We start from the raw sequence: 13328 nt of genomic DNA on the forward strand, positions 1-13328 counted from the left end.
CCCAAGTACCTAGTGGAGAACGCGGCGACGGCCGATCTGGTGCTGTCGCCGGCGGACCTCGCCGAGCTGGACGCGCTGCCGGCGCCGTCGGGCGAGCGGTACTGAGCGGAACAGTACTGAGCGGATCGGTACTGAGCAGGGCACGACTGAGCGGGGCGCCACGGGGTGAGAGCTACGGAGTCGGGCGGCGCTCCTGGACCCAGATCTGCTTGCGCCCGGTCTCGCCCGGCGCCCGCACCGGCGCGTCGACCTCGCGGTCGAGGCGGAAGTCGAGCCGGCGGGCGACCGCGGCGCTGGCGGTGTTCGCCGGGTCGCAGTGGATCTCGACCCGGTGGACGCCGGGCAGGGCGAACGCCGCCGCGGTGAGGGCCCGGGCGGCGGTGGTGGCGATGCCCCGGCCGACGTGGTCGGTGCCGACCCAGTAGCCGATCTCCAGCGCGCCCGGGCCGATCCGGCGGTGCAGGCCGAACGAGCCGATCACCCGGCCGGGTTCGGCGTCCAGGCCGACCAGGTAGATGAAGTCGGTGCCGGCGTCCCAGGCGGCCGCGCCGGCCTCGGTCAGCTCGGCGGTGCGGGCGGCGGTGGGGGCCTCGGCGGCCCACTCCAGCCAGGGGCGCAGGTGGTCCAGGTTGGCCCGGACGGCGGCGTTGAGGGCGAGGCTCTGGGCGGGGGAGCGGCGGCGCAGGGTGATCCCCGAGTCCCCGGCCGGGCGCAGCAGCTCGGGCGGCCGGCCGGGGGTGGGCGTGCTGGGGGTGGATGTGCCGAGGGCGGGCGTGCTGAGGGCGGGCGCGCCGGACGCGGGCACGGATGGGGGAAGGGAGCCGGACGCGCCCCCGCACGGCGGTGGCATGACGTGATTCATGACAGCGATTATGTCGACGTACTGTACCTGTCACCACCGCCCGGCGCCGCTTACCCGGGCCGTCCGGGGGCGCGTCAGAGGCGGATCAGCACCTCGTCGAGCTCCTTGCGCCGCAGGTCCGGTACGCGCGCCCCCTCCGCGGGGTACCCCACCGGGATGACGTACGCGGCCCGTTCCTCCTGCGGCCGTTCGCACACCTCGTTGAGGAACTTCATCGGGCTCGGCGTGTGGGTGAGGGTGGCCAGCCCCGCCTGGTGCAGCGTGGCCAGCAGCAGGCCGACCGCGATGCCCACCGACTCCTTGGTGTAGTACGGGCGCGGCGAGTGCGGGCCCTTGTGCACCTCGAAGACCACGATCACGGCCGGGGCGTCCTCCAGGAAGGGCTTCTCCCAGTCGGTGCCGATCGGCGCCAGCGCGGCCAGCCACTCCTCGGAGGCCCGGTGCGCGTAGAACTCGCGCTCCTCGGCCTCGGCGGCCTCCCGCAGCCGGCGCTTGCGGTCCGGATCGGTGATCACCACGAAGCGCCAGGGCTGGACGTGCGCGCCGCTCGGTGCGGTGTTGGCGGTGCGGACCGCCCACTCGACCACACCGTCCGGGAGCGGCCGGGTCGAGTAGTCGCGGACGGTCCGGCGCTGCGCCATCACGTCGTGGAAGGACCTGCTGCGTGCCTCCGCCTCGTGGGCGGGCACGGTCATGGGGGTGAGCGGGACACTCGGGTAGGGCGTCCCCGCCACCGCGCTGTCGAGCGCTGTGCTGTCAACCATGGGCGACAGCACAGCACATGACGGCGGGCCGGGGAAGAGGTCTGGACCTCCTCCCCGGCCCGCAATGCTCACGGGATCGGGGCTACAGCTCGGCGACCCGCCCGCCGCCGACCTCGATCCGCCGGTTCACCGCCACCGTGTCCAGCATCCGCCGGTCGTGCGTGACCAGCAGCAGCGTGCCGGTGTACGAGGCGAGCGCCGACTCCAACTGCTCGATGGCGGCCAGGTCCAGGTGGTTGGTGGGCTCGTCCAGCACCAGCAGGTTCACCCCGCGCGCCTGGAGCAGCGCGAGCGCCGCCCTGGTCCGCTCACCGGGGGAGAGGGTGTCCGCGGGGCGCAGCACGTGCACCGCCTTCAGCCCGAACTTCGCCAGCAGGGTGCGGACCTCGTCCGGCGCGAGCTCAGGGACGGCGGCGGCGAACGCCTCCAGCAGCGGCTCCCCGCCGAGGAACAGCCCGCGCGCCTGGTCGACCTCGCCGACCACCACGCCGGAGCCCAGCACCGAGCTGCCGGAGTCGAGTTCGAGCCGGCCCAGCAGGGCGGCCAGCAGCGTGGACTTGCCCGCGCCGTTGGCACCGGTGATGGCGACCCGGTCCGCCCAGTCGATCTGCAGGTCCACCGGGCCGAGCGCGAAGTCGCCGCGCCGGGCGGTGGCCCCGCGCAGCGTGGCGACCACCGAGCCGGAGCGCGGCGCGGCGGCGATCTCCATCCGCAGCTCCCACTCCTTGCGGGGCTCGTCGACCACGTCCAGCCGCTCGATCATCCGCTGGGTCTGCCGGGCCTTGGAGGCCTGCTTCTCGGTGGACTCGGTGCGCATCGCGCGCCCGATCTTGTCGTTGTCGCTCGACTTGCGGCGGGCGTTGCGGACGCCGTTCTCCATCCAGCCGCGCTGCATCCGGGCCCGGGCCTCCAGGCCGGCCTTGGTGTCGGCGTACTCCTCGTAGTCCTCGCGGGCGTGCCGGCGGGCCGTCTCGCGCTCCTCCAGGTACGCGTCGTAGCCGCCGCCGTACAGGTTGACCTGCTGCTGGTGCAGGTCGAGCTCCAGCACCTTGGTGACGGTGCGGGCCAGGAACTCGCGGTCGTGGCTGATCACCACGGTGCCGGCGCGCAGGCCCTTGACGAAGGACTCCAGCCGCTCCAGGCCGTCCAGGTCGAGGTCGTTGGTGGGCTCGTCGAGCAGGAAGACGTCGTAGCGGGAGAGCAGCAGCGAGGCGAGGCCGGCCCGGGCCGCCTGGCCGCCCGAGAGTGCGGTCATCGGCAGGTCCAGGGAGATCTTGAGGCCGAGCGAGTCGGCGACCTCCTCGGCCCGGTCCTCCAGGTCGGCGCCGCCCAGCTCCAGCCAGCGGTCGAGGTTCTCCGCGTAGGCGTCGTCGGCACCGGGCACGCCGTCCACCAGGCCCTGGGTGGCCTCGTCCAGCGCGGCCTGCGCGGCGGACACACCGGTGCGGCGGGCCAGGAAGTCGCGGACCGACTCGTCGGCGCGGCGCTCCGGCTCCTGCGGGAGGTGGCCGACGTTGGCGGAGGAGGGGCTGAGCCGCCGCGAACCGCCTTCGGGGGTGTCCAGGCCGGCCAGCAGGCGCAGCAGGGTCGACTTGCCGGCCCCGTTCACGCCGACCAGGCCGATCACGTCGCCGGGGGCGACGACCAGGTCCAGGCCGGAGAAGAGGGTGCGCTCGCCGTGGCCGGCGGCGAGGTCCTTGACGACGAGTGTGGCGCTCATGATGTCGTCGATTCTAGGCGGGCCGGGGAGTGGGCGGGGCGCGGGCAGGGCAGGCAGGGGCGCGGACCGGGCGGGTGCGGTCGGAAGTGCCGTCGGAAACGCCGCCGGGGCGGCGGCACGCGGGGTGCCACCGCCCCCGGCGGGGGAGTTCAGCGGGTGACCGGGGTCACTTGCTCTTCTTGGAGAAGTACTCCAGCGCGTGCTGGGCGACGTCGTCCAGGTACGGGCCGGCCTCCCAGGTGTTGTCGGAGCCGCCGATGGAGGTGTCCGACACCAGTACCTGCTTGCCGTCCTTGGTGGTGAACCAGCCGCCGCCGCTGTCGCCGCCGCTGCCGTTGCAGCCGGTCATCAGCATGGTCGGGCGGGACGCGTCCATCGAGCGGCGGGCCGGCTTGCCGGCCTCGCAGTGCTCCAGCTCCATGCCGTCGAACGGCTTGGCGGCCGGGTAGCCGTAGGTGCTGACCGAGGCGATCTGCTCACGCGGGGCGTTGAACCAGACCGGCACGGAGCCGCCGACGACCTCCTCCAGGGACTTGGCGCTGCCGTCCGGGTTGGCGACCTTGAGGATGCCGAAGTCGTACTGGCTCCACGGGCCGCCGTTCTCCGGGTCGGCCTCGGCCGTCCATTGCGGGGAGACCATGCCGGAGACAGCGCCCCACTCGCCGTACGGCTCGGCGTCGGCCAGCGTGCCCTGCTTGCCGGCGCTCACCGCGCCGCTGCTGTTGAAGGCCGGGGCGAAGGTGATGTTGGTGTGGTACTTGCCGCCCTTGCCGCCGTGCAGGCAGTGGCTGGCGGTCCAGACGAGGTTGCTCTTCCCCGGGTTGGCGGGGTCGGAGACGACCGTGCCGGAGCAGACGTAGTCCTGCTTGCCGTCCTGGAAGAACAGCTTGCCGTTGACGTGGGCCGGCTTGGCGAACGGGTGCGGGAGGGGCTTCATCTCGACCAGCTTCGGCTGCGGGTCGTTCTGGCTGCCGCCGCCGTTGCCACCGGTGCCGCCACCGGTACCGCCGCTGCCGCCCGGCTGGGTGGGGGCGGCGCTGGTGGGCTGGGCCGCCGTCGGCTGCGCGGTGGGCTGCGCCGGCGGCTGGGTGGTCGGCTGGGCCGGCGCCGCGGTGGTCGGCTGCGCGGTGGGCTGGCTGCCCGGGCCCGGCTTGTAGGGCTTGGCCTTGAGGATCTTCTGCAGGTCCCAGAAGCCCTTCACGGCCGGGGAGACGACGTTCTGCTGGGCCCACTTGTCCCAGTCGTCGAAGTTCCACTTCTTCAGCTCGTCGGCCGTCGGCAGCTTGATCGGCGGCAGACCGCCCGGCTCGGTGGCGCCCGCGGTGGCCGCGGCGGTCGTCCCGCCGGTCGGGGCGGCGGCCGGGTCGTTGTTGTCCGGGCCGCACGCGGTCGCGACGACCATCGTCAGAGCGACGACGGAGGCGCCCAGCGCGGCACGCGTCGCCCGGGATATCGATGACATGATGTTCGGTTCCCCCTGTGAATGCACGCCACGGATGTGAGTGACCGCCACCGGCCCTGCGGCGGACGGGCCGCGGGTGTGGCGGGAGTGGCAGGGGAGGAGTCTGCCATGTGCGGCGGACGGCTTCCGGCCGTCGGCCGTTCCGGGGCGGGGCTGTCACCGGATCGGCACGCGATCGGCACCGAAATAACCGGTTGCACACTACCGGGAGCCTCCGTAGCGTGATCCTTGCCACCCGCCAGAACAGGAGAAGGCCGTTGCTCTACTGAGGTCCCGAGACACCGCCCCCGCCGCGCCGCAGCGCCTTCGCTGCCCTGCCGCAGCCCCAGTGCTGCCCGCGCGGTCCGTGAGTGTGCGAGTGCCCGACCTCAGTGGTGAGCCGGCCCGGCGTCCCCCGTCGCTCTGACGACCCGAGCCCTGTCCCGGCCCCCCTTCCCGGTCCCGCCCGCACCCGCGGTGTCTCCCCGTGTCGTCCCACGACCACGTCCGGTGACCGGCCGCGTCCGGCAGACCCTCGGGAGGCCTCCATGGCACAACCCACCACCTCGCTCCTCTGCACCGACCTCTCCTTCGACTGGCCGGACGGCAGGCCCGTCCTCGACGGCTTCCACCTCGCCGTCGGCCCCGGCCGCACCGGGCTGATCGGGCTCAACGGCGCGGGCAAGTCCACCCTGCTCCGCCTGCTCACGGGCGAACTCACGCCCACCTCCGGCACCGTGAAGGTGGCCGGCGAGCTCGGCTACCTCCCGCAGGGGCTCACCCTGGACACCGGCCTGCGGGTCGACGAGGCGCTCGGCGTCCGGGCCGCGCGCGAGGCCCTGCACGCCGTCGAGGCCGGATCCACCGACCAGCGCCACTTCGACGCGATCGGCGACGACTGGGACGTCGAGGAGCGCGCCCGCGCCCTGCTCGACCGGCTCGGCCTGCGCCGGCTCGGCCTCGACCGCACCACCGGCGAACTCTCCGGCGGCGAGGCCGTGCTGCTGCGGCTGGCCGCCCTGCTGCTGCGCCGCCCCGACGTCCTGCTGCTCGACGAGCCGACCAACAACCTCGACCGGGCCGCCCGCGAGCGGCTCTACGAGACGGTGGCCGGCTGGGGCGGGGTGATGGTGATCGTCAGCCACGACCGCGAGCTGCTCCAGCACGTCGACCAGATCGCCGAGCTGAGGGAGGGCCAGGTCACCTGGTACGGGGGCAACTTCGCCGAGTACGAGCGCACCGTCGCCGCCCAGCAGGAGACCGCCGAGCGGCTGCTGCGCCACGCCGAGGCCGATGTCCAGCGCCAGAAACGGGACTTGGTCGACGCCAGGACGCGGCTGGAGCGCAGCGCCAGCTACGGGAAGAAGCGCTCGGTCACCCGCAACGATCCGCACATCTTCGCCGGCAAGCTCAAACGCCAGGGCCAGGAGACCGCCGGCCGCCTCCAGGGCATGCACACCGAGCGACTGGAGGAGGCCAGGCGCAAGCTCACCGCGGCCGAGGAGGCCGTGCGGGACGACGCCGAGATCCGGATCGACCTGCCCCGCACCGCCGTCCCGGCCGGGCGCACCGTGCTCACCCTGGAGCGGGTGCGGCTGCCGCACGGCATCACGGCGGAGCTCGACCTGCGCGGGCCCGAGCGGATCGCCCTGGTCGGCCGCAACGGCGCGGGCAAGACCACCCTGCTGCGCACCATCGCCGGTGAACTCGCCCCGCTCTCCGGGGTGATCACCGCCCCGGTGTCGCTGCGGCACCTGCCGCAGCGGCTGGACCTGCTGGACGACAAGCTGACCGTCGCGGGCAACGTCAAGCTGTTCGCGCCGAACGCGGGGGACAACGCGATCCGGGCCCGGCTGGCCCGGTTCCTGTTCCGCGGCGGGCGGGCCGACCAGCCGGCCGGCACGCTCTCCGGCGGCGAGCGGTTCCGGGCCACCCTGGCGGCGCTGCTGCTGGCCGACCCGCCGCCGCAGCTGCTGCTGCTCGACGAGCCGACCAACAACCTCGACCTGGCCAGCGTGCGCCAGCTCACCCAGGCGCTCGCCGCCTACCAGGGCGCGCTGGTCGTGGCCAGCCACGACCTGCCGTTCCTGCGCGGTCTCGGCATCACCCGCTGGCTGGAGCTGGACGGCGAGTTGAGGACGGTGGATCCGATGTGACGGTCAGCGGGGGCCGGCCCCCGCAGCGGCGGTGCTGACGGCGGCTCCGGTCGCTCCGGCGGCTTCGGCAGCGCCGTCGGCGCCGTCAGCGCCGTCAGCGTCGGCGGCCCCGGTGCTTCCGGCGGCGAGGAGCCTGCGGGCCTCGGTCAGGGCGGAGTCGCGGCCCTGGCTCAGCTCCTCCGGGGTGAACACCGGGGTGCGGACGTTCGGCGGGATGCCCGGTCCGTCGAAGGTGCTGCCGGAGCGGGTGAGGAACTTCTCGTTCGGCAGGACGGCCACGAAGTCGGCCGAGACCGGCTTGAACATGATGTCGGAGAACACGCCCTGGGTGTTCTCGCCGATCCGCACGGGTGCCGGCCGCCGCTCCGCCATCGCCTGGGTGAAGGTCTCGCCCGCGCTGACCGTCGAGCCGGCGGTCAGCAGGGCGACCGGTCCGGTGTACCGGGTCGTGCCGACGGCCGGGCGGACCACGCTCGGCTGGGGCCGGGTGAACCGGCTCGGGTCGGCCGGGTCGTTGCGGGCCACCTTGCGGTAGGCCAGGAAGGGCCGGTCGGTGAGCCGGGAGGCGATCCGCAGCCCCAGCTCGTCCGAGCCGCCGCCGTTCAGCCGCAGGTCGACCACCACGCCGTTCAGTCGCCCGGGGTGCGCCAGCAGGAGGTCCAGCGCCTTGTCCAGCTCGGCGGCGTGGTCCTGGTAGGGGCCGTCCGCGACATAGCCGTCGAAGGCGCTGACCCGCAGGTAGCCGATGCCGCCCGGGAGTTCGCCGACCCCGAGCAGGCCCCGGCCGAAGGGCTGCTCGGGGCCGAGGAGCTGGGCCGCGACCGCCCGGGCCGCCTGCTCCCGGACTTCGTCGGTGGGCTCCGCGGTGCCCGGGCGCCGCCCGCCGAAGACGCCGTCGTACCCGCCGCCGGGGCGCTTGCGGCCCAGCGCGGTGTGCGCGTCGCCGAGCGGTTCCAGCAGGCCCACGAGGATCTTCTGCAGGTCGTCGGGGCTGGTCTGCGGGGTGATGCCCGCCCGTGCCTGCGCGCCCTTCGCGTGCCAGTCGATGCCCTTGGCGGCGAAGAAGGGGTAGTTCTCCTCGAAGGTCGCCCAGAACCGGTCGAAGGTCGCGAGCGCGTCCTGCGGGGCGGGCTGCCGGCACTGGGCCGGGAGGCCGCCGGGCAGCCGGGTGAGGTCCCTGGCGGAGGCGGCGCCGTCCTCCTTGTACACGGCCCGGTCGTGACCCCGGGGCGTGACCGAGGACGAGGCGTACGCCTTTCCGGCCTGGCCGTACCGGACGGTGCCGTCGCGTCCGGGCGCACCGACCTGCGTGCCGGAGTAGAAGCCCGGGGTGCAGCTGATCCGGGTCACGTCGTAGGTGGTGAAGGCCGTTCCGTGGATCTCGACGATGATGCCGTACCCGTCCGTCTGCCAGACGCCCTCCAGCCGGTTGACGCCCGGCCGCCGCGCGTCGCCGTCCCCGTCCGGTGCGGCGCCGACGGCGCCGTGCCGATGGTCCCCGCCGTGACCGCGAGCGCGACCGCCGCGACCCCCGCCGCCCTGACCGCCCCGCTGACCCTGGCCGCCCCCGCAGCCCTCGGAGCCCCCGCGACCCTCGTCGTCCCCGTCGCTCCGGCCGTCGGCCTCCGCCGTCCGATACCCATGTCGTCCCCTGCCGTCTCCGGTCCGGGCCTCCCCCGCGGAACCTCTCCGCCACCCAGGGCCGACGGTACGGGCCCGACCGGTTTCGGCACGTCAACCTGCGGATCGGTCCCCACCAGGACCCCGGAGGTACGCTCCGGCGCACCCGGCTCCGACTTGCGGACCAGACGCTCCCCCGAGTGCTGTCGGGGTTGTCGGCTCAGTGTCCAACTCCTGTGGGCTCCAGTACCATCGGCGCCATGCCAGCACTCAACATCGAGTACACGGAGCACGAACTCGCCGCCATCCGCGAGGCCGCCGCCGCCGACGGAAAGAGTGTCAAGGCGTATGTGCACGACCTGAGTGTGCGGGAGCAGCAGCGCCGGGTGTTCGTCTCCCACGCGGTGGCGTTCTGGAACGAGCACCGCGAGGAGTTCGACCGGGCGTTCCCGGAGGACGCGCCCGCCGCCTGAGCGGCGCCGTCACGGGAGGGGTGGCGCGATGATGCTGCCGCGCGTCGATCTGCGCTGGCTGCTCGACATCCAGGAGCTGGCCTCGCCCGAGGACCTCAGCGTGCGCGACTACTCGGCGCTCCAAGCGGCCGTCGCACGGCACCGGGTGAACACCGCTCAGCTCGGCCACGAGGCCGATCCGGCCTGGTGCGCCGCCACCCTGATGCACACGATCGTGCTGCTGCGCCCGCTGCCGCTGCGCAACAACCTCTACGCCTGCATGGCCACGGCCGCGTACATGCACGCGGCGGGCGAGGGCGTCGATCCGCCGTACGGGGCGCTGGTCGAGCTGGCCCGGGACATCGTGGAGGGGCGGGCGGACGTGTTCGCGGCGGCCGACCGGATCCGGTCCTGGCGGATCTGAGGCCGGACGGCCGGGGTGGCTTCGGTCCGGCACCGGGGCGGATCCGGCGCCGGACCGGAGCCGACCCGCCGTCAGGCCTCGGCCGGGGTGGTGCTGTCGGTGCTGTCGGTGCTGTCGCGCGTCAGCCGGGCGCGGACCAGGGTGCCCAGCCGGTCCAGGCCGACCACGACGGCGGCCAGCGCGACGAACTCGACCGTCAGCAGGGCGATCTGCCCCCAGACGTAGCCGTACCCCTTGGTGGTCGGGTCGAAGAAGAAGTACGGGTACGGCAGCGGGTAGTTGGAGAACAGCGCGTTGCGGACCAGCACGAGCGCCGCGTAGCCGAGCGGGAAGGTCAGCCAGAGCGGGATGTCCCGCCAGGACGAGGCGTTGCGGGGCCGGAACACCAGCCAGTCGACGATCACCAGCACCGGGGTGACGTAGTGCACGAAGAACGAAGACCAGTGCTGGAGCTTGTCCGGCCCGTCGAACAGGCCGGGCAGCGGGTTGGCGCCGTGCTCCAGCAGGATGTGCGAGACCAGCCCGGTGATCAGGATGTACAGGGTGGCGGCGCCGCGCAGCCGGGGCGCGGGTGCGTCGGTGGTCCCGCGCTTCAGCATCCAGTAGACGGCGCCGACGAAGTAGCCGAGCACGATCACATTGCTCTGGATGGTGAAGTACACCAGCGGCGCGGTCTGGAGGCTCAGGCCGAGGCCCGTCGAGAGCACGATGCCGGCGCGCCACCAGAGCGCCGGGCTGGTCCGGACTGACATGCGGCCACCAGTTCTTTTTTCGGGCGATACAGGAGGTATCGGACGTCGAAGGGGAAGATCGCACTCTACCTGTGGGTCGGGCGGAGGGGAAAAACGTTCCGCCACCTACCGGATTCCCTGTGGATGCCCCTGCGACATTCGGCCGACACCTCGGCCGACACCTCGGCACGCGCCCGCCGGTGGCCGCGGCCGCCGGACTCAGCCCGGCAGGACGAAGCCCGACTCGTAGGCGGTGATGACCGCCTGGGTGCGGTCCCGCGCGCCCAGCTTGGCGAGCACGCTGCCCACGTGCGTCTTGATCGTCTCCTGGCTGAGCGAGAGCTTCGCGGCGATCTCCCCGTTGCTCAGCCCCGCCGCCATCAGCCGCAGCACCTGGCCCTCACGCTCGGTCAGCCGCTCGATCGGCGTACGGCTCCGGCCCGGGGCCGAACCCCGGCCGGGCGCCGGACGGGTGTCCCGCGCGGACGACGCCCCGTACCGGAGGGCCAGCTCGCGGACGGCCGCCGGGAACAGCAGCGAGTCGCCGCGCGCGATCAGCCGCACCGCCTGCACCATCTCCTCCGCCCGGGCCCGCTTCAGCAGGAAGCCGGCCGCCCCCGCCCGCAGCGCGTCGTACACGTGGTCGTCGTGCTCGAAGGTGGTGACCACCAGGATCCGGGGCGGCTCGGCCATCCCGCCGATCAGCTGCTCGGTGGCCCGGATGCCGTCGATCCCGGGCATCCGGACGTCCATCAGCACCACGTCCGGACGCAGTTCGCGCACCAGCGGCACCACCTCGACGCCGTCGGCGGCCTCGCCGACCACGGTGAGGTCCGGTTCGGCGTCGATGACCACCCGCAGGCCCGTCCGCACCAGCCGCTCGTCGTCGGCGATCACCACCCGCACCGGGGCGGCGGCCCCCGACGCCGCCCCCTCGACCCCTGCCGTGCTCCTCGAACCGTTCACCACTGCTCTCCTCCCGTTCCCACCGGCAGCCGGACGGCCAGCCGCCACATCGTTCCGTCGTCCGTCGGCCCGGCCTCGCAGCCGCCGTGCAGCGCCGCCGCGCGTTCGCCGATCCCGCGCAGGCCGCGTCCGCCGCCGGGCCGACCGGGCCGGAGCCGCTCCAGCGGATTGGTCAGCTCGATCCCCACCCACCCGTCGTCCAGCGAGACCCGCAGTCGGGCGGGTGCGGGCCCGGCGTGCCGCAGCACATTGGTGAGGCCCTCCTGGACGATCCGGTACGCCTCGCGGGAGAACTCGGGCGGCAGCCGGTCCAGGCCCGGCGCCAGCTCGGCGTCCACCGTCACCCCGGTCCTGGCGAGTTGCCGCAGCAGGTCGTCCAGCCCGGCGAGGGTCGGGCCGGCCGTTGCGGCCTCGCCGCGCTCCTCCTCGCGGAGCAGTCCCAGTACCGCGTCCAGTTCGGCGACGGCGCCCCGCGCGGTCTCCTCGATGGCGGCCAGCGCCTCCGCCGCGAACTCCGGGTCGGTGCGCAGCACCCGGGCGGCGGCCGAGGCCTGGATGCCGACGGCGCTCAGCGCGTGGCCGACCGAGTCGTGCAGTTCGCGGGCCAGCCGGTTGCGCTGGGCGAGTACGGTGGCGCGCCGTTCGGCGGCGGCCAGGCGCTCGTCCGGGGTCGGGCCGAGCAGGACGGGTGCCCAGCGGGCCAGCAGGCCGCCGAGGCCGGCGCTGGTGCCGACGATCAGCGCGAACAGGGCGAGGCCCAGCACCGGGCCGGGCAGCGGGCCCGGCACGCCGTGGTCCTCCCAGAACCGCGTCAACTCCTCGAAGCCGGTGGGCCGGAGGACCAGCATCGCCGCGAACGGCGTGCCGGCCAGCGTCATCCCGCTGACGATGCCGCCGAACGCCAGGTGCAGTACGAACCAGCCGGCCGTCCGCCGTCGGGCCGCCCAGGACCGGGCGGGTCCGGTGACCACCTCGCCCGCCCGGGCGGGCGCGCAGAGGGCCAGGGCGGCCGCCCCCTCCAGCGCCCGGACGGTCGGCACCAGCGCGGTGGCGGCGGCCATCGGGAGCGAGGTGGCGAGGGCGGCGAAGTAGAGCAGGACCTGGAGCAGCGGGCCCTTCTGCGGGTCGAGCGAGCCCAGCACGACCGTCGACAGCAGCCAGTACGGCATCAGCAGTGCGCCGCCGAGCACCAGGTGCACCCACCGCAGCCGGGCCTGCCGCCCGAACAGGGCGCGCAGCGCGCGGCGGACGGGGCCTGCGCTCCGGCCCTTCTCCGTGCTGCCCCTGTCGTTCTCCGCGTCCGTGCCCGCGTGTGTGCCCGTGCCCGTGCCCGCGTGTGTGCTCGTGCCCGCGTCCGTGCGCCGGTCGGCCCCCGCCCCCGTGATCATTCCGCAGACTCTACGTCAGCGGCCCGGCCGGTCCGCGGGATCGCCGAGGCCCACGCGGTGTCCGGGACGGCGCGGGCCGCGGACCGCTCGGCCAGGGCGATCGCGCCCACCGCCAGGACCAGCAGCCCGGTCGCCACCTGCGCGGACTCCACCAGGGTCATCAGACCCGGCACCGCCCGCTTGGGGTCGGGCGCCGCCGTGAACGTCCCGAACGCCACCAACTGCCAGGACCCCCAGCCGAACAGCGACCCGGCCGCCGTCCACACCACGGCCAGCGGTCCGCGCAGCCGCCACCCCGGACGGCCGCGGAACACCAGCAGCAGCAGCGCCGCGCCGGCGGCCACCGCCATCAGGGCCGTCACTCCGTCCATCACCGCCACGCCCCGGCCGCGGTACTCCTGCCATTCCAGCGGCAGCCCGGTCGTCCCACCGCAAGCCCAGTACACCCGGGCCGCCGCGACCCCGGCGGCGAGCGGGGCGGCGACACACGCGAAGGCCCGTTGGGTGGTCAGGGTGGGGGAGCGGGGCAGGTCGCCGATCCGGTCGTGGCGCAGCAGCCCGGCCCAGCGTTCCCGCGCGTACAGCAGGAAGCCGGTGATCAGCGCCAGCCCCTGGACGGCGAAGCCGCCGTACACCACCGGGAACACCCAGCCGCTCGGCCCGTCGTCGGTACCGGGCGGCGCCTGGTCCGGACCGAGCAGCAGGGTGGACAGCAGGAACAGCGGCAGGGCGACCAGGATGGTCCCGAGCAGTCCGGTCGCGACCCACATCGGGAAGGCCACCAGCCCGGCCGGCGCCCGGCGG

12 protein-coding genes are annotated in these 13328 nt (G+C 74.2%); 3 read left to right on the forward strand and 9 right to left on the reverse strand.

Going from position 1 to position 13328, the window contains the following annotated elements; genetic code table 11:
• Positions 1-172: 172 nt before the first annotated feature.
• The 4 genes from VR45_RS25095 to VR45_RS25110 all read right to left on the reverse strand — a co-directional run bounded on the left by VR45_RS25095 (position 173) and on the right by VR45_RS25110 (position 4808).
• A complete protein-coding gene (locus tag VR45_RS25095; RefSeq protein ID WP_078896809.1) occupies positions 173-862 on the reverse strand; it encodes a GNAT family protein in 690 nt (229 codons plus the stop codon).
• 74 nt (positions 863-936) lie between these two features.
• Entirely contained in the window at positions 937-1626 is a 690-nt protein-coding gene (locus tag VR45_RS25100) for a nitroreductase family protein (protein WP_045942100.1), read from the reverse strand.
• Between the two features lie 82 nt (positions 1627-1708).
• A complete protein-coding gene (locus VR45_RS25105) occupies positions 1709-3346 on the reverse strand; it encodes an ABC-F family ATP-binding cassette domain-containing protein (RefSeq protein WP_045942101.1) in 1638 nt (545 codons plus the stop codon).
• A gap of 166 nt (positions 3347-3512) precedes the next feature.
• On the reverse strand, positions 3513-4808 hold the full coding sequence (locus VR45_RS25110) for a hypothetical protein (protein ID WP_159394346.1): 1296 nt from the start codon (positions 4806-4808) through the stop codon (positions 3513-3515).
• Positions 4809-5335: 527 nt separating this feature from the next.
• Here VR45_RS25110 and VR45_RS25115 point away from each other — a divergent pair.
• Positions 5336-6943, forward strand: coding sequence for an ATP-binding cassette domain-containing protein (locus tag VR45_RS25115; RefSeq protein WP_045942103.1), 1608 nt, complete (start codon positions 5336-5338; stop codon positions 6941-6943).
• 3 nt (positions 6944-6946) lie between these two features.
• Here the strand turns inward: VR45_RS25115 and VR45_RS25120 are convergent, their stop codons facing one another.
• Positions 6947-8293, reverse strand: a complete 1347-nt coding sequence (locus VR45_RS25120) for a S41 family peptidase (protein ID WP_052709353.1) — start codon at positions 8291-8293, stop codon at positions 6947-6949.
• Between the two features lie 530 nt (positions 8294-8823).
• Here VR45_RS25120 and VR45_RS25125 point away from each other — a divergent pair.
• Together VR45_RS25125 and VR45_RS25130 are read left to right on the forward strand one after the other, a co-directional pair.
• Positions 8824-9036, forward strand: coding sequence for a hypothetical protein (locus VR45_RS25125; RefSeq protein WP_030391175.1), 213 nt, complete (start codon positions 8824-8826; stop codon positions 9034-9036).
• Positions 9037-9067: 31 nt separating this feature from the next.
• Positions 9068-9439 (forward strand): hypothetical protein, encoded by a 372-nt coding sequence (locus tag VR45_RS25130; protein WP_045942107.1) that lies wholly within the window; start codon positions 9068-9070, stop codon positions 9437-9439.
• Positions 9440-9510: 71 nt separating this feature from the next.
• Here the strand turns inward: VR45_RS25130 and VR45_RS25135 are convergent, their stop codons facing one another.
• The 4 genes from VR45_RS25135 to VR45_RS25150 form a co-directional block, all read right to left on the reverse strand.
• Complete coding sequence (locus VR45_RS25135) at positions 9511-10191, reverse strand: Pr6Pr family membrane protein (RefSeq protein WP_045942104.1); 681 nt, start codon at positions 10189-10191, stop codon at positions 9511-9513.
• A gap of 198 nt (positions 10192-10389) precedes the next feature.
• Positions 10390-11136 carry a response regulator transcription factor gene (locus VR45_RS25140; RefSeq protein WP_078896810.1) on the reverse strand — a complete coding sequence of 249 codons (747 nt, stop codon included), beginning with the start codon at positions 11134-11136 and terminating at the stop codon, positions 10390-10392.
• Positions 11133-12524 carry a histidine kinase gene (locus VR45_RS25145; protein ID WP_078896811.1) on the reverse strand — a complete coding sequence of 464 codons (1392 nt, stop codon included), beginning with the start codon at positions 12522-12524 and terminating at the stop codon, positions 11133-11135. Before VR45_RS25145 ends, VR45_RS25140 begins: the two co-directional genes overlap by 4 nt.
• A partial coding sequence (locus VR45_RS25150; RefSeq protein ID WP_045942110.1) for a hypothetical protein occupies positions 12521-13328 on the reverse strand: 808 nt, incomplete at its 5' end. The genes VR45_RS25150 and VR45_RS25145, both read right to left, overlap by 4 nt.

It is taken from the genome of Streptomyces sp. NRRL S-495 (assembly GCF_000966955.1).
In the GTDB taxonomy this organism is placed as follows: Bacteria; Actinomycetota; Actinomycetes; order Streptomycetales; family Streptomycetaceae; genus Kitasatospora; species Kitasatospora purpeofusca.

What these genes read in the sequence shown, in the direction of transcription:
- VR45_RS25095 (WP_078896809.1), bottom strand. Translation starts at nt 862, where the DNA reads ATGAATCACGTCATGCCACCGCCGTGCGGGGGCGCGTCCGGCTCCCTT.
- VR45_RS25100 (WP_045942100.1), bottom strand. Translation starts at nt 1,626, where the DNA reads ATGGTTGACAGCACAGCGCTCGACAGCGCGGTGGCGGGGACGCCCTAC.
- VR45_RS25105 (WP_045942101.1), bottom strand. Translation starts at nt 3,346, where the DNA reads ATGAGCGCCACACTCGTCGTCAAGGACCTCGCCGCCGGCCACGGCGAG.
- VR45_RS25110 (WP_159394346.1), bottom strand. Translation starts at nt 4,808, where the DNA reads ATGTCATCGATATCCCGGGCGACGCGTGCCGCGCTGGGCGCCTCCGTC.
- VR45_RS25115 (WP_045942103.1), top strand. Translation starts at nt 5,336, where the DNA reads ATGGCACAACCCACCACCTCGCTCCTCTGCACCGACCTCTCCTTCGAC.
- VR45_RS25125 (WP_030391175.1), top strand. Translation starts at nt 8,824, where the DNA reads ATGCCAGCACTCAACATCGAGTACACGGAGCACGAACTCGCCGCCATC.
- VR45_RS25130 (WP_045942107.1), top strand. Translation starts at nt 9,068, where the DNA reads ATGCTGCCGCGCGTCGATCTGCGCTGGCTGCTCGACATCCAGGAGCTG.
- VR45_RS25135 (WP_045942104.1), bottom strand. Translation starts at nt 10,191, where the DNA reads ATGTCAGTCCGGACCAGCCCGGCGCTCTGGTGGCGCGCCGGCATCGTG.
- VR45_RS25145 (WP_078896811.1), bottom strand. Translation starts at nt 12,524, where the DNA reads ATGATCACGGGGGCGGGGGCCGACCGGCGCACGGACGCGGGCACGAGC.